The organism is Pseudobacter sp. (assembly GCF_051955275.1).
GTDB lineage: Bacteria > Bacteroidota > Bacteroidia > Chitinophagales > Chitinophagaceae > Pseudobacter.
Window position 1 is genome coordinate 1 of sequence record NZ_JBQCGW010000230.1, and the last position, 25,471, is coordinate 25,471.

Consider the following 25,471-nt stretch of genomic DNA (forward strand, 5'->3'; position numbering starts at 1 on the left):
TTTCTAATTCCTGATCAATGAAAACAAGATCTGCAATTGTCATCGGTGCAGGCATTGTGGGCCTGGCCATGGCGCGGGCATTGTCTGCAAAAGGTTTCTGTGTAAGAGTATTTGAAAGGTCTTCCCGCGCAGTAGGCGCTTCCATCCGCAATTTCGGAATGGTATGGCCAGTGGGGCAACCTGGCCACCTGTATGAACGTGCATTGCGCAGCCGCGAGATCTGGAAGGAAGCTGGTAGTGCCGGTGCTTTCTGGAATGAGCAGGCCGGCAGTCTGCACCTGGCCTATCATGCAGATGAATGGCAGGTGCTGCAGGAATTGTATGAGAGTTTTCGTAAAGAGAGACCGGTGCAGTTGCTTACGCCTTCACAGGTGTCCAATATGTCGGAGGCCGTGGTGGAAAATGGTTTGTTGGGTGGGCTGCACAGTTCGGATGAGCTGATCGTTGATCCCCGTGAAGCTATTGCGGCATTACCCGGATGGCTGGCCGAAAAGTATGGAGTGGAATTTTCCTGGAATAAATGTGTGAGTTATGTTTCAGACAATACAGTATATGTGGGGAACGATGAGGAGCATGAAGCTGATCTGATTGCAGTTTGCAGCGGAGCTGATTTTGAAACGCTCTATCCTGAAGCTTTCTCAAAATACCCGCTTACGCGCTGCAAGCTCCAGATGATGCGGTTCCGCAGTCAGCCTGACGCCTGGCGGATCGGGCCGGCGCTTTGCGGCGGTCTTTCGCTCATACATTATAAGAGTTTTATGGCAGCGGCATCACTGCCGGTTCTCAAGGAAAGGTATCAGCGGGAAATGGCTGAGTACCTCAACTGGGGTATTCATGTAATGGTAAGCCAGAACGGTTATGGTGAGCTCACAGTGGGGGATTCGCATGAATACGGTTCTGTGCATGATCCTTTTGATAAGGAGTTCATCAACCGGATGATCGTTGATTACCTGAAAACTTTCGCGCGTTTCAAAGACTGGACCATCAGTGAAACCTGGAATGGCATCTACCCCAGATTAACGGACGGACAGGCCGATCTGAGCTTCAGTCCTGAGCCAGGTGTGATAGTTGTGAACGGGCTTGGAGGTGCAGGCATGACACTTTCATTCGGACTGGCCGAAGCAATAACAAAGGATCTCTGACCCTTATTTTCTCAGTAAAGCAAAGGCGGAGCCGAATTCCTGTTGTCTGATCTCACTGATGAGGCATGTGAGCATCAGGGATTCCAGCAGGCTGCTGCGGCTGATATCTCCCAGATCTATCACATCGCGCCAGCCAATGGATGCCAGCAGTTGCTCAACTGTTGATTTTGCCTGATCATTATTTCCACAGAGATACATCACGGGAGTACCTTCCGAAAAGGAGGGATTTACCATGGTTGCGGAGCCCACCATATTGAGGGTTTTTACCACCCGGCTGTCGGGTAACCATTGCTGGATCAATTCTCCTGCAGAAATTCCCTTGAGGGCCAGCTGCGGGGTTTCACTGAATTCCACTGCATTGGAAAGGTCGATAATCACTTTATCCCGGAGCGCGCTGCTGCTGATCTGTTTGAGCACAGTTTCCACTCCGCTCCAGTTGATGGCCAGTACTATCACTTCACCAAAGGAGGCGGCTTCGTCAAAAGTGGCGATCTGGCAACCCGGACCCATCTGTTCTTTCCAGGTGAAGAGGCTCTCGCTCATCGGGTCGCGGCTGCTGATCTTTACAGAATGGCCGGCATCTATCCAGCCTTTAGCCAGCACTTTACCCACGCTGCCGGCACCTATAATACCTATATTCATTTATATCGGACTTGACTTGAGTAATTGAGAATGATGCAAATTTACTTGAATAATCATCCTGTTTTTTAATTGGAACTTGATCGGGAGCAAGACTTTGAAAGATTTCCGTTTTACGAAAATAAATTCGCTGTAGTTTGGCACAATTATTCCTTTCTTTCGTAAGTTCTATTCTTTTTTCAGCCCACTTCCTATTGTAATAAAAAGAGTTAAGGTTCTGGCTTATTTATTACACAAATCTTAAACGAAAGGATGAGAGAATTGTTCGCGGGCGCATTGCTATGTCTATTTACGGGATTTTTTTTGCCAGGCTGCAGGGATACAGCGCTGGAGGCTTTTGAAACCGAAAACGGTATCAATGCCATTGTTTATCAGTTGAAATTACAGTTTGGAAACAAGGGACGTTACGCAAATATCCATTTTCGCAATGATGATTCCAGCGGACTGGTGCTGACTATCACGGGACTGGCTGACGGGAATCCTGACAGCCTGGTGGTTCGGCAACTCAGAAATACCAGCTGGGTGCAACTGAATGCCATTGCCATGAGTGAGCTTCACGATGGACTTTACTTCTTTACGCTCGACTCGCTTTCGGGGATGAAGATCTTACCGGATCTGATCAAATCCACCATGAACAAAATGACGAAGGATATGCCAAAGGCAGGATTGAAGATCAATGAAGTGATCATCAACGGGCAAACCTTTGGTCCTACGGAAGATCCTCTCCGCTACAACATCTATGTACAACCGAAGGATGTGTACGACAAGTTTGAATTTTCCTACAATCTTAAAGGGCAATTGAAAAGCATCCAGGATTACTGATCTGCCTGATCAGGGCTGGCTGAACCTGCTGTCTTTGATGAAGGTGGAATCCGTAAGGGTCCGCAGGAATGCCAGCAGGTAGAACTTATCATTGATGGTCAGTGGGATGCCGTTTTTCACCAGCGGGTCTGTGGTGGGACCATTCTGTACGCCGCTGTTATAATGTTCCATTACCTGTGACATGGACAGGAAGCGGCCGTCGTGGCCATAAGGGGCTGTAACAGCTACATTCCGCAGGCTCGGAACCTTGAACCTGAGCGAGTCGGCGGGTTGACGGGTGATATGCATGCGCCCGTAATCTTTGATGGTCGGATCCACGGGGATACCGGTATTCCGGAAGCTATTATCCGTAAACAGAGGCTCAGTATGGCAACTGCTGCACTTGCTCTGGAAAAGCGCGTACCCGGTCTGTTCGTCGGCCGTAAAGTTGGCAGCGCCTTTTTTTACGCGGTCATATTTTGAGTCGGCTGAAATCATGGCTCCCACAAACTGGGTGAGGGCCCAGAGCATTCGCTGGCTGGTAATATTCTCATCTCCAAAGGCAGCTTTGAAGAGGGAAGGGTAATTGCCGTCGGCCTTTAGTTTGCTCAGCACATTATTGAGGTCTTCAGCCATTTCATTGGGGGCTGTGAGTGGCGCCAGCGGTTGTACTTCCAGGTTAGCGATGCCGCCGTCCCAGTGAGTCAGCGGTTGCCACGCAATATTATAAAGCCCCGGGGCATTACGGGTGGTGAACTGGTCGCCGAAACCATGGCTCAGCGGATGATCGAAAGTGGAAAAAGCGGCAAACTGCTGGTGGCAGCTGGCACAGGGGAAATTTCCGTCTTTGGAAAGCCGGCCATCATAGAACAGTTTCCTGCCCAGCTCAAAGCCCTGTTGTGTAAGCGGGTTGCCGGAGAAATTATAATGGGGTGCCGGCCATCCTGCAGGGATATCAAAACTGATGGGGTTTGCCTGCGCACCCGCATCCCCGGATTTTTTGCATGCCTGAACCAGTACTGCTCCCGTTACCAGAAATAATATAATCAGTATGGTCCATTTTACGGTCATGCTTATTCGATTTTGACCCCCATTACCGTGAACATCTTGGAGTAGTTGTCGGCTATCTGCAAGGCCATTGCACCTGGTGTCATCAATGTGGGTTGTTGTGATATTCTGATATCGTGTGGGCTGTTGAACCAGTCGTACACATCGGCAGTTACATCTATGATAGTGTTTTTGCCGTTGCTAACAGTCACGCCGGTATTGTATGGGAAGAAGAGCTGTATTTCCTTGTTGGCGTCCTCGCCCTGTTTAAAACCTCCAACATGGTACATGAACATTTTGCCGGCTGCTGAGGACGAAGGGGAGGTTCCTTCCAGCTTCGCGAAAATATAACCGGTGGTCCAGGTCCAGAACATGCCATGCGTGGGATCCAGTGCATCTGTCTGCGCGCCGCTGACATTGTGCGTGCTGTCAACGCCCAGGATGAACGACAAGCGGTTATAGGTTCCCGGTAGTGCGCCGATCTTTACCAGCGTGGAAGCGGAATCCCTGAAATCCACCAGGAAGTATTTGGTAACATCTATTTCAAATGCCTGGTTGGTGGCTGTATTGGAAACGCGGAGGGCGCGTACATAGAATTTGAAATTCTTCACTACAAAAGACTCCCCCCATTTGTTGGCATAGGTAGTGGTATCGAAGAACATTCTTACGGAGTCATATTGTACAACTGGTTTGAAGCGGATGGTGAGATTGGTTTCGCTGCCCTTGAGCTCATTCTTCACATCTTTCTGGCAACTGGTGAAGGCCAGGGCACAAAGTAAGAGTGCCGTTACATACATTTTCAGGGGCAGGCGATTTGGTTTCTGGTTCATAGATTTGGTGGTTTGGGTTAAAGATCGTTCTGACGGATCTTACGTCTGTCCGACTTCTGCTGTGATGCTTTTTTCTTGGTCTCCAGCCTTTTCGCTTTTGACCCTGCAGAAGGTTTGGTAGCAATTCTTTTCTTCTCTTTTATCAATGCCTTTTCCAGTAACGCATTCATTTTCCTGATCACTTCCTGTTTATTATCGAGCTGCGACCGGTGGACCTGGCTCCTGATCTGCAAAAACCCTTCCGGATTTAGTTTGGTGGCCAGTTTTTTGATCAAAATCTCTTTTTGTTCCCCGGTCAGGATCAGGGAGTTGCCGATATGGAAATATCCTTCCACCATAGTTTCCACCTTGTTCACATTCTGGCCGCCTTTGCCTCCGCTACGGGCGGTCTTGAACTGCATTTCTTTTGAAACCTCTATCTTCATTCCATAAAGATAAAATTAAAAAACGGCTATGCGGGTAGTGATCCAAAGGGTAACGGAAGCTTCTGTTACCATCGATAATAGTATACGTGCGTCCATCGGGAAGGGTTTGCTGGTGCTGGCAGGAATTGAAGATGCCGATACGGGGGAGGATATTGAGTGGCTGGCTGCCAAAATAGTGCAGCTGCGCATTTTCAATGATGCGGAGGGGGTGATGAATGTAAGCCTCCGGGATACGGGCGGCGAGCTGCTCCTGGTCAGCCAGTTCACCCTGCATGCCAGTACAAAAAAGGGCAACAGGCCCTCGTATATCAGGGCCAGTAAACCTACGGTGGCAGTGCCGCTATATGAGCAGCTGATAGCCGCGCTGGAAGCGGAACTGGGCAAACCCATCGGTACCGGTGAGTTTGGGGCCGACATGAAAGTGGCCCTGGTGAATGACGGTCCCGTTACTATCATAATCGATTCAAAGAACAAAGAATAATCAAAACTGATGGATATCACTTTACAACAGGCCCAGGACCAGGTTGATCACTGGATCAAAACCGTAGGCGTGCGTTATTTCAGCGAGCTAACCAATATGGCCATCCTCACGGAGGAAGTGGGCGAGCTGGCCCGCATCATGGCCCGCAAATATGGCGACCAGAGTTTCAAGGAGTCGGACAAGCAGAAGGACCTGGCCGATGAAATGGCCGATGTGCTCTGGGTGCTGATCTGCCTGGCCAACCAGACCGGCGTGAACCTGACGGAAGCGCTTGAAAAGAACTTCGTGAAAAAAAATATCCGGGATGCGGACAGGCATAAGAATAACGAAAAACTGAAATGATCATTGTTTGCGGCTGGTCAGTCCCCGGGATATCATGGGAAGTATCAGTGCCATGCAAAGGAATCCGATGATCAGTGTTTCGGTATCGATGTCTGAAAACACTTTGAGCCCTAAAAACAGGAGGGCAGAGACAGTTTCCATGATAATCACTTCCTTCCTGAATGAAGAGGATGACCAGGAATTGGCTGGCCGGTCCATTACTGATCTGATCTGTTCCGGTGGAATACCTTTTTGGAGTAGCTCGTTTTCCAACTCACCTGCCGGGTAGCCGGACCTGATCTTTTTACGGATGTATCTTTCCAGTTCTTCCTGGTTCATATGCTATTTTTTCCTGATTTCGGCCATTTTCCAAACCGTTCCGGCTACCCCTGCCAGTAATAGCAGGATACCGAAGCTGTGCAGGAAAGTGCCGCTCGGGTATTTGCTCATTTTGATGAGGCCGCTGATGATAAAATAGAGGGAAACCAGAATTGTAAGGAAGGCTATTGCCGTCGGTTTATTCATAGGTCCGGGATTTGATCCAAATTTAGTTCCGGAAGATGGAAAATGCAAGTCCTGTGAAAAGGTAAAGACATTATCTTTGCCGGCTATGGCAACAGACAATAATCGTTTTCAGGCAATCATTTCACATTGTAAAGAGTATGGATTTGTATTCCAGTCAAGTGAGATCTATGACGGGCTCAGTGCCGTATATGACTACGGCCAGTGGGGTAGTGAATTGAAGAAGAATATCAAGGACTACTGGTGGAAGAGCATGGTGCAGATGCATGAGAACATTGTTGGGATCGATGCTGCCATCTTTATGCATCCTACCACCTGGAAGGCCTCCGGTCACGTGGACAATTTCAGTGACCCGATGATCGATAACAAAGACAGCAAGAAGAGATACCGTGTGGACCACCTGCTGGAGGCATATGCCGACGAGCTGGAGAAAGCCGGAAAACCTGGTGATGCGAAGTCATTGTTAGATGATATGAACGCATTACTGGCGGCTGATAATTTTGAAGGCCTGAAAAAACTCATTGAAGATCATAAGATAAAGTGTGGAGTTAGCGGTACTTCCAATTGGACGGATGTCCGTCAGTTCAACCTGATGTTCTCCACACAACTGGGAAGTGTTACTGATGAAGCCAGTGAGATCTATCTGCGTCCTGAAACAGCACAGGGTATTTTCGTGAACTTCCTGAACGTGCAGAAAACGGGCAGAATGAAGGTGCCTTTTGGAATTGCCCAGATCGGAAAAGCATTCCGTAATGAAATTGTGGCAAGGCAGTTCATCTTCCGTATGCGCGAGTTCGAGCAAATGGAAATGCAGTTCTTTGTTCGCCCCGGCACACAAAAAGAGTGGTATGAGAAATGGAAGGAAACCCGCATGGAATGGCATAAGAGCCTGGGTATCCCTGCTGATAAATATCGGTTCCACGATCACGTGAAACTGGCATTTTATGCGGATGCAGCTTGTGATATTGAGTTTGAATTCCCTATCGGATTCAAAGAAGTAGAAGGTATCCACTCAAGAACTGATTATGATCTGGGGCGTCACCAGGAGTTCAGCAAGAAGAAAATGCAATATTTCGATCCGGAGATCAATCAGAATTATATTCCATATGTGATTGAAACCTCCATCGGTCTTGACCGTTGTTTCCTGATGGTGATGAGCAATGCCTACACGGAAGAAGACCTCAGCACCCCGGAAAAACAGGATAGCCGCGTAGTTTTACGGTTTGCCCCCAAACTGGCGCCTATCAAACTGGCCATATTGCCACTGACAAAAAAGGATGGATTACCGGAAATAGCCCGTGAGATCATGGACGAGTGTAAAGGCTCCTTCCGCTGCTTTTACGAAGAAAAAGACGCTATTGGTAAACGTTACCGCAGGCAGGATGCGATTGGCACTCCTTTCTGTGTAACCGTTGATCATCAAACCAAAGAAGATCAAACAGTTACTATCCGTTACAGGGATACCATGCAACAGGAGCGGATTGCTATAAATAAAATAAAAGAATTGATTGAAAAACAAATTTTATAAGTACATTTGAACCGCCTATCGTTGCAATAAACACCACGCCTGACAGTTCATTCTCGCCCAACCGACACAGAAACTTGGACTATTTCATCCTATGGGAACCAATAATTCCCGGTTAAGGCCGTTTTATTTAAAGATTAGTGGTAAGAACTGTGGTTCTACACGCTAAAAGCTTAACATATGATGATGTTAATTACAATACCTGTGAATTTATTTTTGCTGGGTGGTGCATTGGCTTTTACTTTTTTCCTTGGTTGGATCGTCCGTTCGCGGGAACTGGCCAATCACAAGAGAAAAGTATTCACTCTTGAAACCGAAATGGTAGCAAATCATGCTGAAATCCTGAATCTGCAAAAGGAAAAGGTGGACCTGGAAAAGAAATTAAAAAGCCTGTCCATTCCTGTTATTCCCTTGTCTGCTCAAAAAGATGAAAAGCCTTCAGAAGCAAAAAGAGTTGCTTCCCAGGCCAGCAGTGTTCAGAAGCATTCCTGATCCGCATCGACCCCTCCCTGCAAAACCTTGATTGAAAGCGGACCATCCACTTATTGAAATATTCAAATAAGACGATATCCTTCCCGGTATCGCAGTGGATCAACCGTATAACTCCTGATGAATGGATTTCCGGTCGTATCCCAACAACTGGATCCTTTGTTTGGCCTCATCAATCATATTTTTCCAACCGCATAGATAAAACCAGGCTGGCTTCACGGCCGGATTGCCGATCATTTCCGGATCAGGAGTTTTGTTATTATTACAGATCTCTTCATAGATCGTATGCACATAACCGGTGCAATGACTGTTCCCCGGCTCTTCGCGGGAATAGGTAGGCATATATTGGAAAGAAGGAAGCTCTTTCTCCAGTTCTCTCATTTCCTGTTCATATAATGTATCGCCGAACTTACGGCAACCAAACAGCAGGTATAGGCGCTGATGCGGCACCTGGTGCAGTTTCAGGTGATGACACATGCTCCTGAAAGGCGCTATCCCTGTGCCTGTACAGATGAAGAAAATATCCCTTTCGATGGGGTCCGGCAATGTGAATACGCCCTGCGGCCCGCGGAAAACAAGCGCTGAGCCCTCTTTCACCTCATTGAAGATCCAGGTGGTGCCTGCGCCGCCATCCAGCAGCACGATCAGCAATTCAAAAACATTGCTGCCATCAGGCCAGCTGGCAATGGAGTAGGAACGCCAGCGTTTATTGGGCTTTTCGTGAATGGGAAGGTCCAGGGTTACAAACTGCCCCGGCTCAAAATCAAAGGAGGCCAGCTCCGGAACCTGGATCCAGAAGCGACGCGTATTGTTGTTTTCATTCACAATGCGGATGACCTTACCGGTTCGCCAGGGCTGTACCATGCAATCGTATTTTCTTAAATATACAAATTCCCGGGCGGATTTCCGCCACGGCCAGCCGCATAACCGGCTTGTGCTATCCATTCCATTTGCTTACCTTTGCATCCGCAGTTATGAATTTGCAGTCGTTGCTCGAAGCGTATAAAAAAGACCCCCGCCTTTTTCAATTGGCGGACAAGTTCTCTTTTGCCCGGCCTCAGCGTATCCATTGTGAAAGCCTCCGCGGCAGTGCCGCCAGCTTTGTGATCAGCACCCTCTTTCAGAATCCCTCTTCCAGTCAGCTCAATCACCTGGTGGTTTGTGAAGATGCCGAAAAAGCGGCCTACCTCCACAACTCACTGGAGAACCTGACCAATGCACTCAATATTTACTTCTTCCCTTCTTCATTCAAGAACAGGAAGAATTTCCGTCTGCTCAATCCCTCCCACGTTATGCTGCGCACAGAAGCGCTCACGCGTTTTGCTGCACAATCGCAGGGCAGGGCAGGCATGCTGATCACCTATCCCGAAGCCCTCTTTGAAAAAGTTGTATTGCCGAATACTTTGTCCGGTAATATCATCTACCTCAAATCCGGCGACACACTGGATCTTCAGGCACTGATGGACCAGCTGGTTGGTTATGGGTTCGACCGTACGGACTTTGTGTATGAGCCCGGACAGTTCGCACTGCGTGGCGGCATCCTGGACATCTACTCGTTCGGTAATGAAAAACCTTACCGGGTGGAGCTTTTCGGCAATGATGTGGACTCCATCCGCATCTTCGATCCGGAAACACAGCTCAGCGAACGCAAGCTGCTGCAGGTGACCATCATTCCCAATGTGGACACACAGTTCGATTCATCGGAGAAGATCTCCCTGTTCGACTTCCTGCCGGAGAATACCGTGGTATGGATGCAGGACTGGACCTTCACCAAAGAAAGGCTGATCATCCAGGAGGAAGACCTCAGCCTCTTCCTCACCACCGTTACGCCCACGCAGAAAGCGCGCGATGCCTCCGGAGATGAAGATACCCGGATGGAAAAAACGGATGTGAAAACGGAAGATTTCGTTCCGGCACTCCGTATCGAAAAACAACTTCAGGGAAGACATATCGTTACATTCGGCCATGGCAGGGATTTCCCTGAAGGCGGTGAACACGATATCCCGGTAGATATACAATTCAACACAAAGGCCCAGCCGGCATTCAACAGGCAGTTCGATCTGCTCATCCGTGATCTCAAATCATGGGGTACAAAGAATTTCGGGCTCTTTCTCTTTGCTGAGAATCCGCGCCAGCTGGAGCGTTTGTACAGTATCTTCGAGGACCTCAAAGCGGAGATCCCCTTCACGCCGGTGCCTACTTCCATTCATGAAGGTTTCATCGATGAAGACCTGAAGCTGGTCTGTTATACAGATCACCAGATCTTCCAGCGTTACCATAAATACAAGGTCAAGCAGGCTTACAACAAGAACAAAGCCCTTACACTCCGCACTCTGCGCGAGTTACAGCCCGGCGATTATGTTACGCATATCGATCATGGCGTAGGCGTATACAGCGGCCTGCAGAAGATAGAAAGCAATGGCAGGCTGCAGGAAGCCGTCCGTATCATTTACAAGGACAGCGATATCCTGTATGTGAACATCAACTCCCTGCACAAGATCTCCAAGTATACCGGCAAGGAAGGATCGGTTCCCAAAGTGAACAAACTGGGCAGCGATGCCTGGAACCGCCTGAAGGAAAAAACAAAAACGAAAGTAAAAGAGATCGCCTTCGATCTTATCAAATTATACGCGCAAAGAAAGGCGCAGCAAGGGTTTCAGCATATGCCTGATAATTATATGCAAACTGAGCTGGAAGCCAGCTTCATTTATGAGGATACGCCGGACCAGAGCAAGGCTACAGCCGATGTGAAAAAAGATATGGAGCAGCCATCTCCTATGGACCGCCTCGTTTGCGGTGATGTGGGATTCGGCAAAACGGAGATCGCGATCCGCGCAGCATTCAAAACCTGTGTGGATGGCAAGCAGGCTGCCATACTGGTGCCCACCACCATTCTGGCGTACCAGCATTTTAAAACATTCAGTGAGCGTCTCAAAGACTTCCCGGTGACCATCGATTTCGTGAACCGTTTCAAGAGCGCCAAAGAAAAGAAGGAAACCTACAAGAAGCTCGAAGAGGGCAAGATAGATATCATTATCGGCACACACGCCGTACTGGGCAAGGAAGTGAAGTTCAAAGACCTCGGCCTGCTGGTAATAGATGAAGAGCAGAAATTCGGGGTGGCGCATAAAGAAAAGATCAAGACGCTGCGAACCAATGTGGACTGTTTAACCCTAACGGCAACGCCTATCCCAAGAACCCTGCAATTCAGCCTGATGGGCGCCCGGGACCTCAGTATCATCAATACACCGCCGCCAAACAGGCAGCCGATACAAACGGAAGTGGCGGTATTCAATGATGATATGATCCGCGATGCCATCTATTTTGAAACGGAGCGTGGCGGACAGGTATTCTTCATCCACAACCGGATCCAGGGGCTGAACGAAATGAAGCTGAGATTGCAGGCGCTTTGTCCTGATCTGAGCATCGGCTTCGCCCATGGTCAGCTCGAAGGCAATGAACTGGAAGAAAAGATCCTTGACTTCATCAATAAGAAATACGATGTGCTGATCTGTACGAATATCGTGGAGAGCGGGGTGGATATTCCGAACGTGAATACCATCATTATCAATAATGCGCATCACTTCGGACTGAGCGATCTGCACCAGCTGCGTGGCCGGGTAGGCCGCAGTAACCGCAAGGCATTCTGTTACCTGCTGGCGCCACCTATGAGCACGCTGCCAGCTGATTCGCGCAAGCGCCTGCAAACGCTGGAACAGCACAGTGAACTGGGCAGCGGCTTCCAGATTGCCATGCGCGACCTGGATATCCGTGGCGCCGGTAATATGCTGGGTGGTGAGCAGAGTGGTTTTATGGCGGAGATCGGTTTTGAGATGTATCAGAAGATCCTGGATGAAGCCATCAAGGAACTGAAGCGGACTGAGTTCCGCGCGCTCTTCAAAGAGGAGATAGACAAGCAGGAAGATTATGTGCAGGATTGCACCATCGATACAGACCTGGAGATACTGATCCCCGATACCTACGTGGAGAGCATCACCGAGCGGCTTACGCTGTACACACGCCTCGACAACTGCGAGGATGAGGAAGCCTTGCAGGAATTCCACCAGGAGCTCACCGACCGTTTTGGCCCGGTGCCGCCACAGGTAGATGATCTCTTTGAAACGGTAAGGGCACGCAGATTAGGCCTGGGACTTGGTTTTGAGAAGATGACGTTGAAGGATGAAACACTGCGCTGTTACTTTGTGAACAAGCCTGATTCACCTTATTTTGAATCTCCTGTATTCCAGCAGATCCTCATGTTTGTGCAAACGCAGGTGAACAATGCCAGGCTGAAACAAACTGACAGGTCCTTCCTGCTGATCGTAACGGATATCAAGAGTATGCACAAGCTGGTAGCCTTTCTGCAACGCATGAAGGAGTTTGTAACTGCGGAGTCGGCTGCTGTGAAATAGTAAGCGTGTTCCCAGATAAAATGCGTGTTCCCAAATAAAAAGTGTGTGCCCAGTAGCTCGCGTCCCCGCGAGTTACTTCTATTTGTCCGCCTCTGGCGAACACCGTGTCGCCGGAGGCGACGGAATAAACGTCACTCGCGGGGACGCGAGCGACTGCTCTCCGATAATTATGAATTCTTCTTCTGATTCCTCATACTTTTCAACCAGGCAAAGAAGATCATCAGCAATGCCACCAATGGGATGGCCCAAACAACAGTGGCCCACCTGAAAGTATCCTTTACTTCTTTCTGAGAAGATTCCACACCCCGGATGCGGGCCGCTACGGTGTCTTTCAGCGTTGAATCATATGAAAGTGCAAACTGGTAAAATTCTTTAGCTGCACCCAGTGAATCGGTTTTTGCAACGATGTCTGCAAAGTCCGTCACCAGTTGTCCGATAGCTTTATTGGGAGGGGCAATGAAACCGATGCGTTCGTGCAACTGAAATGCGATCTGCAATTTAAGCGAGTCTGCATTGCGGGGAAATTTATATGTTTTATCGATGAGCCATTCCGGGAAACTGCCCACGCCGAGGTTGATGATCTTTTTATAATCCGGTGTGCCGGAAATTTCCTGCTCCAGGAGGCGGATATGGATCCACTCTGATTCATAGTGGGAGCGGGGATTGATGGCTACTGCTTTTCTGAGGAACTCGAGAGCTTTGGTTTTGTTGCCGGTGAGCTCGTAGGCGGTGCCCAGGTTGGCGATGATATTATATTCGGTTGGGTGTGACCGGTAGAGGTCTTCAAGGATGGCGAGTGCTGTTTTTTGATCGCCTGTCCTGAGTTGGTTCACTGCATAATCGGAACGCGTTTTCCAGTCAAGTTTGTTTATATCTGTGGTCAGGGTCAGATCTTCCCGGTACCTGCTTTCCTGGTCATGGAAGCCGTGTGACCAGTAGGGCCTGGCCGTATCCTGCATATGGAGCAGGTACTTCAGTTGCAGTTGGCCTGCTCTCAATGGTGGTTCTGTGCGTATATACTCATTGAGGCATGCAAATGCAGGAATCGCGAAAATGGTGCAGGCAGCCATCAAGGTAAGCCGGAAGGGTTTGAACATAATCTGTAATTATTCATGGCTGGGGTCGACTAATAATTTAAATTCTTTAAACAAATTCAAGCCATGAACACGCAAGATACAAACAGTTTTTACGGTACAGCAGATCTGCCTCCTGTACCTCCTGCCAGTGAAGAAAAAACAATGGCCATCCTGGCGCATATCCTCTCGATAGTTCCGGGGATTGGATTCATTGCCCCGCTGGTGATCTTCCTGGTAAAAAAGAATGAATCCTCTTTTGTGGCCTGGCATGCCCGGGAGAGCCTGAATTTCCAGATCACGGTGATTTTAATGTATATCGTTTCAGCGATCCTGATGATCATCCTGGTGGGTATCCTGATGATCTGGGCGGTAGGAATTCTCAATATAGTACTGGTGATCATTGCCACTATCCGGGCATCGGAGGGCAGATGGTATCGTTATCCTTTGAGTTTAAGGCTGGTATAGTGCTAATACAGCACTTTCTCCATAATATAGTGGGGGATGGTCACTTCTTCAAACTGATCTCCGCTGATCTCATAGCCCAGTTTCTCGTAAAAGCCTGTGGCTGAGGCGCGGGCATGCATGGTCATACGGGTGTAGCCACGGTCGCGGGCCAGGTTTTCCGCAAACTGCATGAGGGCGCGGCCGATGCCTTTACCCTGGAGGTTATTGAGAACGGCCATCTGGCGCAGGCGTACGGTCTGCGGATCAGACTCTATGAGCATGCAGCAGCCTAAAATTTTTTCTTCTTCGAAAGCGGCGATGAGAATATCTTCTTTTTCAGTTTCCAGTTCTTCGGGCGTAAAGGAGAGTCCGAGCGGCTTGCGGAGGATTTCCAAGCGCAGGTTCACCATTTGCTGGTATTCATATGAGCCGTGGTCGATGATCTTGAGAGCCATTCCTGAGGTTTGAATAAGTGATACAGGTGTCTGCAATTTAGCGATTTACCCAATTACCGGGACTATTTGAAGTATATAAAATTAATGAATATAAGCAGGATTCATTTGGGTAGATTATCTTCGGCCGCGGTTTAAAGCAGGGGATGGATGAGGGAAAGCCGGATAGTACTACAAAACGGCGAAAGAACAAAATATTCACAGCATTAATTAAAAACCAGCTAATTGTTGTGATAATCCCAAAATCTATATTTTTGCAGCCGTAACTAAACTTTCCAAAAATGTCAGACATTGCAACAAGAGTAAAAAAGATTATTGTTGATAAGTTAGGTGTAGAAGAAGCAGAAGTTACCAATGAGGCTTCTTTCACCAATGATTTGGGTGCCGATTCTCTGGACACCGTAGAACTGATCATGGAATTTGAAAAAGAATTCAACATTTCCATTCCTGATGAGCAAGCTGAAACCATTACAACAGTTGGTCAGGCTATTGCTTACTTAGAAGAACATGCTAAGTAAACTGAAACTTGTTTCAGGTGCAATAAATTAAATCCGCTCTTCAATAGCTGGCAGTAGCCGCAGGAGCGGATTTGTTACTTAATTTAACTCCCCCGGGAATATAGATCCTATGCAATTAAAACGAGTTGTTGTAACGGGTATTGGTGCGTTGACGCCAATCGGTAATAATTTAGAGGCGTACTGGAATGGCCTGATCAATGGTGTTTCCGGTGCTGACGCTATTACATTATTCGATTCGTCAAAGTTCAAGACCCGTTTCGCTTGTGAACTCAAGAATTTTGATCCGTTAGAATTTCTGGATAAGAAAGAAGCACGTAAACTGGACCGTTTCACACAAACAGCACTGGTAGTAAGTGATCAGGCTGTGAATGATGCGGGGCTGAAGGCAGAGGGCATCAATGCAGACCGCGTTGGTGTTGTATTTGCCAGTGGCATTGGTGGCCTGATCACCTTCCAGGAAGAAGTGACTGCATTTGCGCAGGGCGATGGTACGCCTCGTTTCAATCCGTTCTTCATTCCGAAGATGATCCTTGATATTGCAGCAGGACATATCTCCATGCGCCACGGTTTCCGTGGCCCCAACTTCGCCGTGGTGAGCGCTTGCGCATCTTCTACCAACGCAATCATGGAAGCCTTCAACCTGATCAGGTTGGGAAAGGCCGATGTGATTTTGGCAGGAGGTTCAGAGAGCGTGATCCGCGAAGCTGGTGTGGGTGGTTTCAACGCCATGAAGGCGCTGAGTGAACGCAATGATGATCCCAAGACCGCGAGCCGTCCTTATGATAAGGACCGCGATGGTTTTGTAATGGGCGAAGGCGCTGGTGTACTGGTGCTGGAAGACCTGGATCATGCACTTGCACGTGGCGCAAAGATCTACTGCGAAATCGCAGGAGCTGGTGCCACTGCTGATGCACATCATATCACAGCTCCCCACCCGGAAGGGCTCGGAGCCAAGAATGTGATGCTTGCTGCACTGGATGATGCTGGTATGAAAGCTACTGATATTGATTATATCAATACTCACGGAACTTCAACACCACTGGGCGATGTAGCCGAAGTTAAAGCCATCGTGGATGTATTCGGCGAACACGCGTACAACCTTAATATCAGTTCTACCAAGTCCATGACAGGTCACTGCCTCGGCGCCGCCGGGGTTGTGGAAGCAATTGCCTGTATCATGAGCGTGGTGAACGATGTGGTGCCGCCTACCATCAATCACTTTACTGATGACCCGGAACTGGACCCACGTCTGAATTTCACCTTTGGAAAGTCCCAGCAACGTAAAGTGCGGGCAGCCCTCTCCAATACCTTCGGGTTTGGCGGGCACAATGCCTGTGTGATCGTGAAGAAATACCCGGCATAACCGTTTGCACGTATTCGTTCGCTGTTTGCTGTTCCAATGAAATCATACCACCCGTACCCATTAATGATTTTTTGGCTTAATGAAAAATTTGTAGCTTAACAATTGTGGGACTCCTGGACCGATTTTTTGGCAAAGGGAACGATCTTTCTTTCAAAAAGAACCTTCGTAATGTACTGGGATTCGTTCCGGGAAAACTTCCTTTGTATCAGGCCGCCCTTACACACAGATCTGTAAGGGATAGTGCTGACGAGAACAACGAAAGACTCGAATACCTTGGCGACGCCATTCTCAGTGGCATCGTGGCAGACTATCTATTCAAAAAATACCCCTATCGCGAAGAAGGGTTCCTCACCGAAATGCGCAGCAAGATGGTGAACAGGAACAAACTGAATGAGATCGCCATCAAAATGGGCCTCAAGAAGATCACCTTCTATAATAAATTCGACAACTCCCTCAAGATGAGCCAGATCTTTGGCAACACGCTGGAAGCCGTTGTGGGAGCCATTTACCTCGATAAAGGATTTGAGAAGACCAAGAAGTGGGTACTGGAATGCATCATCATTCCCCATCTCTACATGGAAGACCTCGAGAACCTGGAGATCAACCACAAGAATAAATTGTACGGCTGGGCCAATAAGAATGGCAAGAACCTCGAATTTGAGACGCTCGATGAGCGGATCGAGGGCGGCCGCAGGCTCTTCACTATCGGAGCCGTGGTGGACGGGGAGTTGCTGGCAGAAGGCAAGGCCTACAATAAGAAAGACGCCAGCCAGATCGCTGCTGCTATAGCGATCGACAAACTCGGGTTGAATAAGGCAGAAGCAGAGGACGAGTGATCCTGCTGCCCCTCATCTTTTTATTTTACTATCCCCTTAAACAAACGGATACAAAGGCAAGCATAAGCCAGATCCATGTCTTCAGTCTTTTGGGAGGTCGCATAGGCAATCGTTTTTTAATGTTGACCGGGGCCACAATGAGCTGAGAAGTAAGCAGGCAGTTGATTCAGACGGGTAATTGATGGTATAAGGTACAACTGTTTTTTATTTTTCCATGCATAATTCTACCAGCACGCCATTGGTGTGTTTGGGATGCAGAAAGCAAACCAGCTTATTATCAGCGCCTTGTTTGGGTTGCTCGTTCAACAGCACAAAGCCTTCACCCTGCAGTCTTTTCATCTCGGCCTCTATATCCTGCACCTCAAAAGCGATATGATGGATGCCTTCTCCTTTCTTTTCAATGAACCTGGCGATCACGCCATCTTCCGAGGTGCTCTCCAGTAATTCAATTTTAGTTTCCCCCTGGCGGAAGAACGCGGTATTCACTTTCTCTCCATCCACTTCTTCAGTTTTGTAGCACTCTGTGTTCAGCAGTTTTTCAAAGAGGGGAACTGAAGCGGCCAGGTTTTTCACGGCGATACCGATATGTTCAACTTTCAACATGGTCATAAGTTTTTGCGGGCCTAAAAATACCGGCATTTGAACTATTTTTGGCTGCACCGGTTGATATTTATTCAAACATGCTCTCACTACCTGTATATCTCGATTACAATGCTACCACGCCCTGCGACCCGCGTGTGGTGGACACGATGCTGCCTTTCTTCACCAGGCAGTTCGGCAATGCCGCCAGCACCACGCATGCTTTCGGCTGGCAGGCCGCAGAAGCCGTGCAGGTAGCGCGCGAGCAGGTGGCCCTCCTTATCAATGCAGAACCTGGTGAAATACATTTCACGTCCGGCGCTACCGAAAGTGTGAACCTCGCTATCAAAGGTGTTTTCAGCATGTATGCAGGCAAGGGCAATCATATCATCACGGCCGCCACTGAGCACAAGGCTGTGCTGGATACCTGCAAGGCCCTCGAAAAAAACAACGGTGCGCAGATCACTTACCTTCCTGTCAACAAGGAAGGACTGATCAGCACCATGGAACTTGAAGCAGCTATCCGCCACGATACCATTCTCATTGCCATCATGTACGCCAATAATGAAACCGGCGTACTGCAACCTGTGCAGGAGATCGGCGCCATTGCAAAGAAGCACAACGTGATCTTCTTTTCCGATGCCACCCAGGCCGTAGGCAAGATTCCTGTAGATGTAATAAAAGATGATATCGATCTCTTATCCCTGTCTGCCCATAAATTCTATGGGCCGAAAGGAGCCGGCGCTATCTATGTAAGAAGAAAATCGCCCCGCGTAAAACTCAGGCCTCAGCTGGATGGCGGCGGTCACGAGAAAGGCATCCGCAGCGGCACACTCAACGTGCCCGGCATCGTTGGCCTCGGCAAAGCAGCAGCCATAGCCCTCTCCGAAATGGATGCAGATACCGCGCGCATACTCCATCTCCGCCACCATCTCGAAACTTTCCTGCTGCAATCAGAAAAAGCTCAACGCAACGGCTCTCAGCAGCATCGTCTTCCCAACACTTCCAACCTCTCATTCTTCAACACCAACAGTGGCACCCTGATGCGCACTTTCAGCAAAGACCTTGCTGTCAGCAGCGGCTCCGCCTGCACGTCTGCGCTCATGGAGCCCAGCTACGTGCTCAAAGCCATGGGCCTCTCGGACGAGCTCGCCTTCGGCTCCATCCGCTTCAGCCTCGGCCGCTTCACCACCGCCGAAGAAATAGACTATGTACTCAATAAACTGAAATGATTTTTTAAGAAGCCCTGCAAAAAGCAAAAGAATAACATACCAACCGCAGCTTCAACTGCGTTTGTAGAAATAGAAAAACCCTCCGTTGGGAGGGTTTTCGCTTGCAGCAGGTTTTGGTTATACAGTTACAAATAAAACTCTTGTAATATATCGGATAATGTTTATCTACTTTTCAAGTGGGGTAACGAATATAAGCAAATAGCTCATTCGCCGCGCAAACAATTTCATCTTTTCTTAATTTATACTTAGAATCCCTTATTTTCGTAACATGTGGCCCGTATGCAAAAAAGAGTTTCGGCAGTTTTTCAGTAGCCTCACGGGATATATCGCTATAGTGGTATTCCTCTTACTCAACGGATTGTTCCTTTTCGTCTTCCCGGACACTAATATCCTTGATTTTGGTTACGCTACACTTGACAAATTTTTTGAATTAGCTCCCTGGATACTCCTCCTTCTGATCCCTGCCATCACCATGCGCAGCCTTTCAGATGAGTTCAAAGCAGGCACTTACGAGATTTTACAGACCAAACCACTGAGCCGCTGGAAACTGGTGCTTGGAAAATATGCCGGCGCATCCGGCGTGGTGCTCATCGCATTAATTCCAACCATTATATATGTGATCAGTGTGCAGCAGCTCTCCGCTGTGGGTGGAATTGACCGCGGAGGAACCATTGGTGCTTATATCGGGCTCATATTTTTATCAGCTGTATTTGTTGCAATCGGCCTCTTCTGCAGCAGCTTCACCAGCAATGCCGTAGTTGCATTTATCAGCGGTGCCTTCTTCTGCTTTATCCTTTACAGTGGCTTCAATGCCATCAGCCGCATCCCTGCCCTGGAAGCCGGCGCAGATTATTATGTGGAAATGCTCGGTATCGATTTCCATTACCGCAGTATCAGCAGGGGGGTGATCGACAGCCGGGATATCATTTACTTCCTGAGCGTGATTGCCTTCTTCCTTGTTTGTACAACCCGAAACCTGTTGAAGCGTTAAGCAGACCCTGAACAACGACTATGAAAAAGATCCTACAATCAAAATACTGGTGGCTCGCCTGCATCCTGGGGGTGGTGGCCATTAATTATATTGCCTCATTCGTTCCTGTGCGTACAGACCTCACACAGGAAAAAAGATATACCCTTTCCAATGCTACCAAACAACTCATAAAGGGGCTGGGTGACCGAGTGACCATCACAGTTTTCCTGGATGGCGAAATGCCTGCCGGTTTCAAAAAACTGGCCAACAGCACCCGGGAAATGCTGCAGGAATTCAAAGCGCTTTCCACTACTAATATCCAGTTCAGTTTTGAGAAACCTGTTGCACAGGCAATGGCCGGTGAGATCTCTACTGACTCACTGATGAAGCTAGGGCTCCGCCCAACCAATGTACGCGTGCGTGCAAAGGCGGGTGAAGCAGAAGAGCAACGTTATCTTTTTCCGGGCGCACTGCTCAGCTATGATGGCAGGACAATTGCGGTGGATCTGTTGCAGGGGCAGGATATGACCGGAGGAATTCAGAGTCTCAACAATGCAGAAGCATTGCTGGAATACAAGTTCGCACATGCCATTCAGAAGCTCACCACTGAAAAGGTGCCCAATATCGGCTACCTCGTTGGTAACGGTGAGCCGCTCAGTTATAATGTATATGACCTCATCGAGAGAACGCTGAAACCCTCATACGGTTTCGGTTTTGTGCCTATCGACAGTGTGAAGTTCATCCCTTCTGATTTCAATGCACTGCTGGTGGTGAAGCCTGCCATTCCTTTTACCGATGAACAGAAACTGAAACTGGATCAGTATGTGATGCAGGGGGGGAAAGTGATCTGGCTGATCGATAAACTCTATGCGGAGATGGATAGTTTGATGCGCAGGCAATCAGACTTTGTGGCATTTGACCGTGATCTCAACCTCGACGATCTCCTCTTCAAATATGGTGTACGGATCAATGGAGACCTGGTACAGGACCTGCAGGCGGATCAGTTACCGATGGTAGTTGGTAATTATGGCGACAAGCCGCAGATGGATCTCCAGCTCTGGCCTTATTTTCCGCTGCTCAATGCATACAATAACAATCCCGTTTCAGGGAATATGGACCGGGTGCTCAGCATCTTCCCAAATTCAATGGATACGGTGAAGGCGCCGGGGATCCGCAAAACTGTACTGCTGGCCAGTTCCGCCAATTCGCGTACGCTGGTAACGCCGGCCATCGTTTCGCTGAACAGTCTGAAAACGGAGGATGATCAGAAGAGCTTCAACCGTCAGCATATTCCTGTTGCCATGTTGCTGGAAGGAAGGTTCACTTCTTTATACACCAACCGTCTTTCACAGTCGCTGATGGACACCATGGCTGGTCTTTACAAACAGCCTTTCCGTGCGGCCACTGCTGAAGAGAGCAAAATGATAGTAGTGGCGGACGGCGATATTGTGTCCAATGTATTCACGCAAAAGGAAGGCCCGCTTCCAATGGGATACAACCAGTTCACCAATTACCAGTATGCCAACAGGGAATTCCTGCTGAACAGTATAGAGTACCTGGTGAACCCCAGCGGCATCCTGGATACACGCAGCAAGAGTTACGAACTGAGGCAGCTCGACCCCGCCGCGGTGGAGGACAGCAAAACCTTCTGGCAGATCATCAATATAGCCGGACCGGTACTGCTGGTACTGCTTTTCGGGGTGATTGGCCAGGCATTGCGCAAAAAGAAATACCAGTAAGATCAGGGGTAGGGGACTCGGGACCTATCGGTCAACTACTTATCTTTGCAACCATTAATCTATTACATGACCACGGATCAGCTCACCTATCTTGTATTCGGAATAGTAATTGTTGTAGCACTGGTTTTCGACCTCGGATTACTGAGTAAGAAGAATACGCATATCACGCTCCGTAAGGCGCTGTTCCAAACGATCTTCTGGGTTTCCCTGGCTTTAGGTTTTTTCGCATTCATGTGGGTGGAGGAAGGAAGGGAAAAATCCCTCCAGTACCTCAGTGCTTACCTGATGGAGTGGAGCCTCAGTATCGATAATATCTTCGTGTTCATTCTCATCTTCAATTTCTTTGGCGTAAAGGATAAATTCTATGCGCGGGTACTGCTGATCGGTATCCTCATGGCCATCATATTCCGTGTTGCCTTTATCACCGTTGGTATTGAACTGGTGCAAAGGTTCCAGTGGATCCTCTATATTTTCGGTGGCATCCTGGTATATACCGGCTTCACGCTGTTCACAGCAAAGCATGATGAAGAGGCTGATCTCGAAAACAACCGGGTATACAAGCTAATCAAACGTGCGCTGCCCATCACGCCGCTCGATGGAGATGGTAAATGGACCATGCGCATCAATGGAAAGAAATATTACACCAGTCTTTTTGTAGTGGTGATCATGCTGGCCACCACCGATATCATCTTTGCTGTGGATTCTATCCCGGCTGTATTCGCCATTTCCCAGGACCACCTGGTGATCTATACTTCAAATATTTTTGCCGTACTTGGTTTGCGCTCCCTCTTCTTTTTGCTGAAAGGCGCTTCCAGCAAGTTCTCGCACCTGCAGCAGGGCATCGCTTTCGTACTCATTTTTATTGGTGTGAAAATGCTGGTGACCTGGTTCGATATCCATGTTCCCATCGTTATCTCACTGCTGGTAATTGTAATGAGCGTTACGGTCAGCATCGTATACTCCATTTCAGTGGCCAGAAGAAAACTGGCGAGGGAAGAAGAGAAAGAAATGCTGCAAGAACATACACCTGATAAGGACCTCCACTGATGCAATACTTTATCGATCATATTGCTTCGGTCATCCAGGGCACTGTACTACAGGAACGCAGGAATGACCGGATAGAACAGCTATTGACAGACAGCCGCAGGCTCATCTTTCCAAAGACATCGCTTTTTTTTGCGCTGCGCGGACCGCGAAGGGATGGACATACTTTCATCGATTATCTCTATCATAAGGGTGTCCGCAATTTTGTGGTGAGTGACCAGCAGGACCTCTCCCGTTATCCTGATGCCAATTTCCTGCTGGTAACAGACACACTGCAAGCCTTGCAGATGCTGGCCGCTTACCATCGCAGCCGTTTCAATATTCCGGTGATCGGTATTACGGGCAGCAATGGTAAAACCATTGTGAAGGAATGGCTCAACCAGGTGCTGGATCAACAGTTTGCCATTATCCGCAGTCCCAAGAGCTACAATTCGCAGATCGGTGTGCCACTGAGCGTATGGCCCATGAATGAATCTAATGAGCTTGCCATTTTTGAAGCCGGTATCTCGGGAAAAGGAGAAATGGAAAAGCTGGAAAAGATCATCCGCCCTACCATTGGCATCCTTACCAATATTGGCGAGGCGCATAGCGAAGGATTTGCCAGTATGAAAGAAAAATTAAAGGAAAAATTGCGTTTGTTCGATAACGTTAGCAGCCTCATTTACCGGAACGACCTGCCACTGGTAGAAGAAGCCGTGCAACAGCTGACTGCTGCAGGTGGTATCCATACCTTCGGATGGGGCGGGAGGCATTCAGGCCAGCTCCGGATCACGGCTATTGAAAAGACTGCTCACAATACGATCATTACAGCTGCCTACGGTGAGGATGCACAACGGATAGTGATCCCTTTCACTGATGATGCCAGTGTCGAGAATGCCATGCATTGCTGGTGCACGGCGCTGTTGCTGAAGCAGAACATGCAGAAAGTGCAGGAACAGCTGTTGCTGCTCACCGGAGTTTCCATGCGGCTGGAAATGAAAACGGGCATCAACAACTGTACTGTGATCAATGACAGTTACAGTGCTGATCTCAGCTCTTTCACCATTGCACTGGATTTTCTGCAACAGCAGGCACAGCACCCAAAAAGAACCGTAATACTCACAGATATTCCCGAGAGCGGCCGCAGCGAAAATGAATTGTATGCTGAAGTGGCCAATGCCATGCAGCAACGGACAGTGAACAGGCTCATCGGTATTGGTGAAATCATTCATCATCATATTGCCGCATTTCAGTCGGCCGGGATCAGCGACCTGTTATTCTATCCCACAGTTGACGCTTTCAAAAAGGAATTCAGCCATATCCCTTTCCGCGATGAGACCATCTTGCTCAAAGGCGCCCGTGTTTTTGAACTGGAAGAGATCAGCAGGCTGCTGGAGCAGAAAGTGCACCAGACAGTACTGGAAATAGATCTCAATGCAGTGGGACATAATCTCAAACAATATCAGCAGTTGCTTCGTCCGGAAACAAAGCTCATGGCCATGGTGAAAGCTTTTTCCTATGGCAGCGGCAGTTTTGAAGTGGCGAATGTATTGCAGTTCCATAAGATCGATTACCTGGCAGTGGCCTACACCGATGAAGGAGTTGAACTGCGCAAGGGCGGTATCAACCTGCCGGTGATGGTAATGAATGTGGATCCCTCTACTTTCGATGTACTGGTGCAGTACAATCTTGAACCGGATCTCTATGCTCCGGAACTGCTGCATGCCTTTGAAGCTTATCTCAAACGCGAGGGCATCAGCCAGTACCCTGTTCATATTGAACTGGAAACGGGCATGAACAGGCTTGGGTTTGCAGAGAATCAACTGCCGGTGCTGCTGGAAACCTTAAGGAGCGGGCTCTTCAAGGTGCAGAGCGTATTCAGTCATCTGGCTGCCAGCGAAGATCCTCAACAGGACGCCTATACGAAACTACAGGCCAGTCGCTATTACGGAATGGTGAGCCAGTTGCAACAGATCCTGCCATACCCTTTCATCAGGCATATTTCCAATACGGCGGGTATCGGGCGTCATCCGGAACTGCAGCTTGATATGGTCCGGCTGGGCATCGGTCTGTACGGGATCGATAGCGGCAATACCCATCGCCTCAGTCTCCAGGAAGTGAGCACGCTCAAGAGTACCATCGCACAGATCAAACACCTGGAAGAGGGAGAAACAGTCAGTTACGGACGCAAAGGTGTGGTTACCCGCAGAACAACCATCGCAACAGTGCGGATCGGGTATGCAGACGGATACCCGCGCAGTCTCAGCAATGGCGTGGGCAAGATGTGGGTGAACGGTCACCTGGCGCCCGTGATGGGGATCGTGTGTATGGACATGACCATGATCGATATCACAGATATCCCGCAGGTGACGGTGGGAGACGAAGTGGTGCTCTTCGGCAAGCAATTGCCTGTTGAACAGGTGGCGCATTGGGCGCAAACCATTCCTTACCAGGTCCTCACCGGCATTTCGCAAAGGGTCAAAAGAGTGTACTTCCAGGATTGACCAATCTGAAGGAATTGCCTTTTAACAAAACTTTTTCTCCTTAAATCGACAGCCAGGATGTGCTTTTGCACTGGGAACTCCGACTGATAACTATTATCTTT

26 protein-coding genes are annotated in these 25,471 nt (G+C 48.7%); 16 read left to right on the forward strand and 10 right to left on the reverse strand.

The annotated features are described in order from the left end of the window. Nucleotides 1-17 precede the first annotated feature (17 nt). Entirely contained in the window at nucleotides 18-1,142 is a 1,125-nt protein-coding gene (locus tag ACTHMC_RS20050; protein ID WP_440415813.1) for a TIGR03364 family FAD-dependent oxidoreductase, read from the forward strand. Between the two features lie 3 nt (nucleotides 1,143-1,145). Here the strand turns inward: ACTHMC_RS20050 and ACTHMC_RS20055 are convergent, their stop codons facing one another. Beyond that, entirely contained in the window at nucleotides 1,146-1,784 is a 639-nt protein-coding gene (locus ACTHMC_RS20055) for an NADPH-dependent F420 reductase (protein ID WP_440415815.1), read from the reverse strand. A 249-nt stretch (nucleotides 1,785-2,033) separates the two neighbouring features. Between ACTHMC_RS20055 and ACTHMC_RS20060 the strand changes: the two genes are divergently transcribed. After that, on the forward strand, nucleotides 2,034-2,603 hold the full coding sequence (locus ACTHMC_RS20060) for a hypothetical protein (protein ID WP_440415817.1): 570 nt from the start codon (nucleotides 2,034-2,036) through the stop codon (nucleotides 2,601-2,603). Nucleotides 2,604-2,612: 9 nt separating this feature from the next. On the opposite strand, the gene ACTHMC_RS20065 is transcribed toward ACTHMC_RS20060, so the two are convergent. The 3 genes from ACTHMC_RS20065 to arfB are packed head-to-tail and all read right to left on the reverse strand — an operon-like array spanning nucleotide 2,613 to nucleotide 4,884. Continuing rightward, nucleotides 2,613-3,653, reverse strand: coding sequence for a cytochrome-c peroxidase (locus tag ACTHMC_RS20065; RefSeq protein WP_440415819.1), 1,041 nt, complete (start codon nucleotides 3,651-3,653; stop codon nucleotides 2,613-2,615). A 2-nt stretch (nucleotides 3,654-3,655) separates the two neighbouring features. After that, entirely contained in the window at nucleotides 3,656-4,459 is an 804-nt protein-coding gene (locus ACTHMC_RS20070; RefSeq protein ID WP_440415821.1) for an MbnP family protein, read from the reverse strand. Nucleotides 4,460-4,476: 17 nt separating this feature from the next. Further along, entirely contained in the window at nucleotides 4,477-4,884 is a 408-nt protein-coding gene (arfB, locus tag ACTHMC_RS20075) for an alternative ribosome rescue aminoacyl-tRNA hydrolase ArfB (RefSeq protein WP_440415823.1), read from the reverse strand. A 28-nt stretch (nucleotides 4,885-4,912) separates the two neighbouring features. On the opposite strand from arfB, the gene dtd reads away from it, so the two are divergent. Then, nucleotides 4,913-5,365 (forward strand): D-aminoacyl-tRNA deacylase, encoded by a 453-nt coding sequence (gene dtd, locus ACTHMC_RS20080; RefSeq protein WP_440415825.1) that lies wholly within the window; start codon nucleotides 4,913-4,915, stop codon nucleotides 5,363-5,365. 9 nt (nucleotides 5,366-5,374) lie between these two features. Then, nucleotides 5,375-5,707 carry a nucleotide pyrophosphohydrolase gene (locus tag ACTHMC_RS20085; protein ID WP_440415827.1) on the forward strand — a complete coding sequence of 111 codons (333 nt, stop codon included), beginning with the start codon at nucleotides 5,375-5,377 and terminating at the stop codon, nucleotides 5,705-5,707. On the opposite strand, the gene ACTHMC_RS20090 is transcribed toward ACTHMC_RS20085, so the two are convergent. Next, the gene (locus tag ACTHMC_RS20090; protein WP_440415828.1) at nucleotides 5,708-6,025 is read right to left on the reverse strand and encodes a hypothetical protein; all 318 of its coding nucleotides are present in this window, start codon (nucleotides 6,023-6,025) and stop codon (nucleotides 5,708-5,710) included. Nucleotides 6,026-6,028: 3 nt separating this feature from the next. After that, nucleotides 6,029-6,211, reverse strand: a complete 183-nt coding sequence (locus ACTHMC_RS20095; RefSeq protein WP_440415829.1) for a hypothetical protein — start codon at nucleotides 6,209-6,211, stop codon at nucleotides 6,029-6,031. An 85-nt stretch (nucleotides 6,212-6,296) separates the two neighbouring features. Here ACTHMC_RS20095 and ACTHMC_RS20100 point away from each other — a divergent pair, with 85 nt between their 5' ends. Together ACTHMC_RS20100 and ACTHMC_RS20105 are read left to right on the forward strand one after the other, a co-directional pair. Continuing rightward, the gene (locus tag ACTHMC_RS20100) at nucleotides 6,297-7,736 is read left to right on the forward strand and encodes a glycine--tRNA ligase (protein WP_440415831.1); all 1,440 of its coding nucleotides are present in this window, start codon (nucleotides 6,297-6,299) and stop codon (nucleotides 7,734-7,736) included. 201 nt (nucleotides 7,737-7,937) lie between these two features. Continuing rightward, the gene (locus ACTHMC_RS20105) at nucleotides 7,938-8,225 is read left to right on the forward strand and encodes a hypothetical protein (protein WP_440415832.1); all 288 of its coding nucleotides are present in this window, start codon (nucleotides 7,938-7,940) and stop codon (nucleotides 8,223-8,225) included. A gap of 99 nt (nucleotides 8,226-8,324) precedes the next feature. Here ACTHMC_RS20105 and ACTHMC_RS20110 read toward each other — a convergent pair whose 3' ends face one another. Next, nucleotides 8,325-9,086 carry a ferredoxin--NADP reductase gene (locus ACTHMC_RS20110; protein ID WP_440415833.1) on the reverse strand — a complete coding sequence of 254 codons (762 nt, stop codon included), beginning with the start codon at nucleotides 9,084-9,086 and terminating at the stop codon, nucleotides 8,325-8,327. Between the two features lie 110 nt (nucleotides 9,087-9,196). On the opposite strand from ACTHMC_RS20110, the gene mfd reads away from it, so the two are divergent. Next, complete coding sequence (gene mfd, locus ACTHMC_RS20115; protein WP_440415835.1) at nucleotides 9,197-12,634, forward strand: transcription-repair coupling factor; 3,438 nt, start codon at nucleotides 9,197-9,199, stop codon at nucleotides 12,632-12,634. Nucleotides 12,635-12,801: 167 nt separating this feature from the next. Here the strand turns inward: mfd and ACTHMC_RS20120 are convergent, their stop codons facing one another. Continuing rightward, complete coding sequence (locus ACTHMC_RS20120; protein WP_440415836.1) at nucleotides 12,802-13,731, reverse strand: tetratricopeptide repeat protein; 930 nt, start codon at nucleotides 13,729-13,731, stop codon at nucleotides 12,802-12,804. Nucleotides 13,732-13,794: 63 nt separating this feature from the next. Between ACTHMC_RS20120 and ACTHMC_RS20125 the strand changes: the two genes are divergently transcribed. Beyond that, complete coding sequence (locus ACTHMC_RS20125; protein ID WP_440415837.1) at nucleotides 13,795-14,175, forward strand: DUF4870 domain-containing protein; 381 nt, start codon at nucleotides 13,795-13,797, stop codon at nucleotides 14,173-14,175. Nucleotides 14,176-14,177: 2 nt separating this feature from the next. On the opposite strand, the gene ACTHMC_RS20130 is transcribed toward ACTHMC_RS20125, so the two are convergent. Beyond that, nucleotides 14,178-14,609 carry a GNAT family N-acetyltransferase gene (locus ACTHMC_RS20130; RefSeq protein ID WP_440415838.1) on the reverse strand — a complete coding sequence of 144 codons (432 nt, stop codon included), beginning with the start codon at nucleotides 14,607-14,609 and terminating at the stop codon, nucleotides 14,178-14,180. A gap of 278 nt (nucleotides 14,610-14,887) precedes the next feature. Here ACTHMC_RS20130 and ACTHMC_RS20135 point away from each other — a divergent pair, with 278 nt between their 5' ends. The 3 genes from ACTHMC_RS20135 (at nucleotide 14,888) to rnc (ending at nucleotide 17,323) form a co-directional block, all read left to right on the forward strand. Continuing rightward, the gene (locus ACTHMC_RS20135) at nucleotides 14,888-15,124 is read left to right on the forward strand and encodes an acyl carrier protein (protein WP_038103191.1); all 237 of its coding nucleotides are present in this window, start codon (nucleotides 14,888-14,890) and stop codon (nucleotides 15,122-15,124) included. A 109-nt stretch (nucleotides 15,125-15,233) separates the two neighbouring features. Further along, nucleotides 15,234-16,487, forward strand: coding sequence for a beta-ketoacyl-ACP synthase II (gene fabF / locus ACTHMC_RS20140; RefSeq protein WP_440415841.1), 1,254 nt, complete (start codon nucleotides 15,234-15,236; stop codon nucleotides 16,485-16,487). A 104-nt stretch (nucleotides 16,488-16,591) separates the two neighbouring features. After that, nucleotides 16,592-17,323 carry a ribonuclease III gene (gene rnc, locus ACTHMC_RS20145; protein ID WP_440415842.1) on the forward strand — a complete coding sequence of 244 codons (732 nt, stop codon included), beginning with the start codon at nucleotides 16,592-16,594 and terminating at the stop codon, nucleotides 17,321-17,323. 204 nt (nucleotides 17,324-17,527) lie between these two features. On the opposite strand, the gene mce is transcribed toward rnc, so the two are convergent. Next, nucleotides 17,528-17,926, reverse strand: coding sequence for a methylmalonyl-CoA epimerase (mce, locus tag ACTHMC_RS20150; protein ID WP_440415843.1), 399 nt, complete (start codon nucleotides 17,924-17,926; stop codon nucleotides 17,528-17,530). A gap of 77 nt (nucleotides 17,927-18,003) precedes the next feature. Here mce and ACTHMC_RS20155 point away from each other — a divergent pair, with 77 nt between their 5' ends. From ACTHMC_RS20155 to ACTHMC_RS20175, 5 genes are all read left to right on the forward strand, one after another. Then, the gene (locus ACTHMC_RS20155; protein WP_440415844.1) at nucleotides 18,004-19,134 is read left to right on the forward strand and encodes a cysteine desulfurase family protein; all 1,131 of its coding nucleotides are present in this window, start codon (nucleotides 18,004-18,006) and stop codon (nucleotides 19,132-19,134) included. A 268-nt stretch (nucleotides 19,135-19,402) separates the two neighbouring features. After that, nucleotides 19,403-20,125: a gliding motility-associated ABC transporter permease subunit GldF gene (gene gldF, locus ACTHMC_RS20160; protein WP_440415845.1), complete on the forward strand. Its 723-nt coding sequence runs from the start codon at nucleotides 19,403-19,405 to the stop codon at nucleotides 20,123-20,125. A gap of 20 nt (nucleotides 20,126-20,145) precedes the next feature. Next, complete coding sequence (gldG, locus tag ACTHMC_RS20165) at nucleotides 20,146-21,843, forward strand: gliding motility-associated ABC transporter substrate-binding protein GldG (protein WP_440415846.1); 1,698 nt, start codon at nucleotides 20,146-20,148, stop codon at nucleotides 21,841-21,843. 45 nt (nucleotides 21,844-21,888) lie between these two features. Next, nucleotides 21,889-22,890, forward strand: coding sequence for a TerC/Alx family metal homeostasis membrane protein (locus ACTHMC_RS20170; protein ID WP_440415847.1), 1,002 nt, complete (start codon nucleotides 21,889-21,891; stop codon nucleotides 22,888-22,890). Beyond that, a complete protein-coding gene (locus ACTHMC_RS20175; protein WP_440415848.1) occupies nucleotides 22,890-25,370 on the forward strand; it encodes a bifunctional UDP-N-acetylmuramoyl-tripeptide:D-alanyl-D-alanine ligase/alanine racemase in 2,481 nt (826 codons plus the stop codon). Before ACTHMC_RS20170 ends, ACTHMC_RS20175 begins: the two co-directional genes overlap by 1 nt. Nucleotides 25,371-25,471 lie beyond the last annotated feature (101 nt).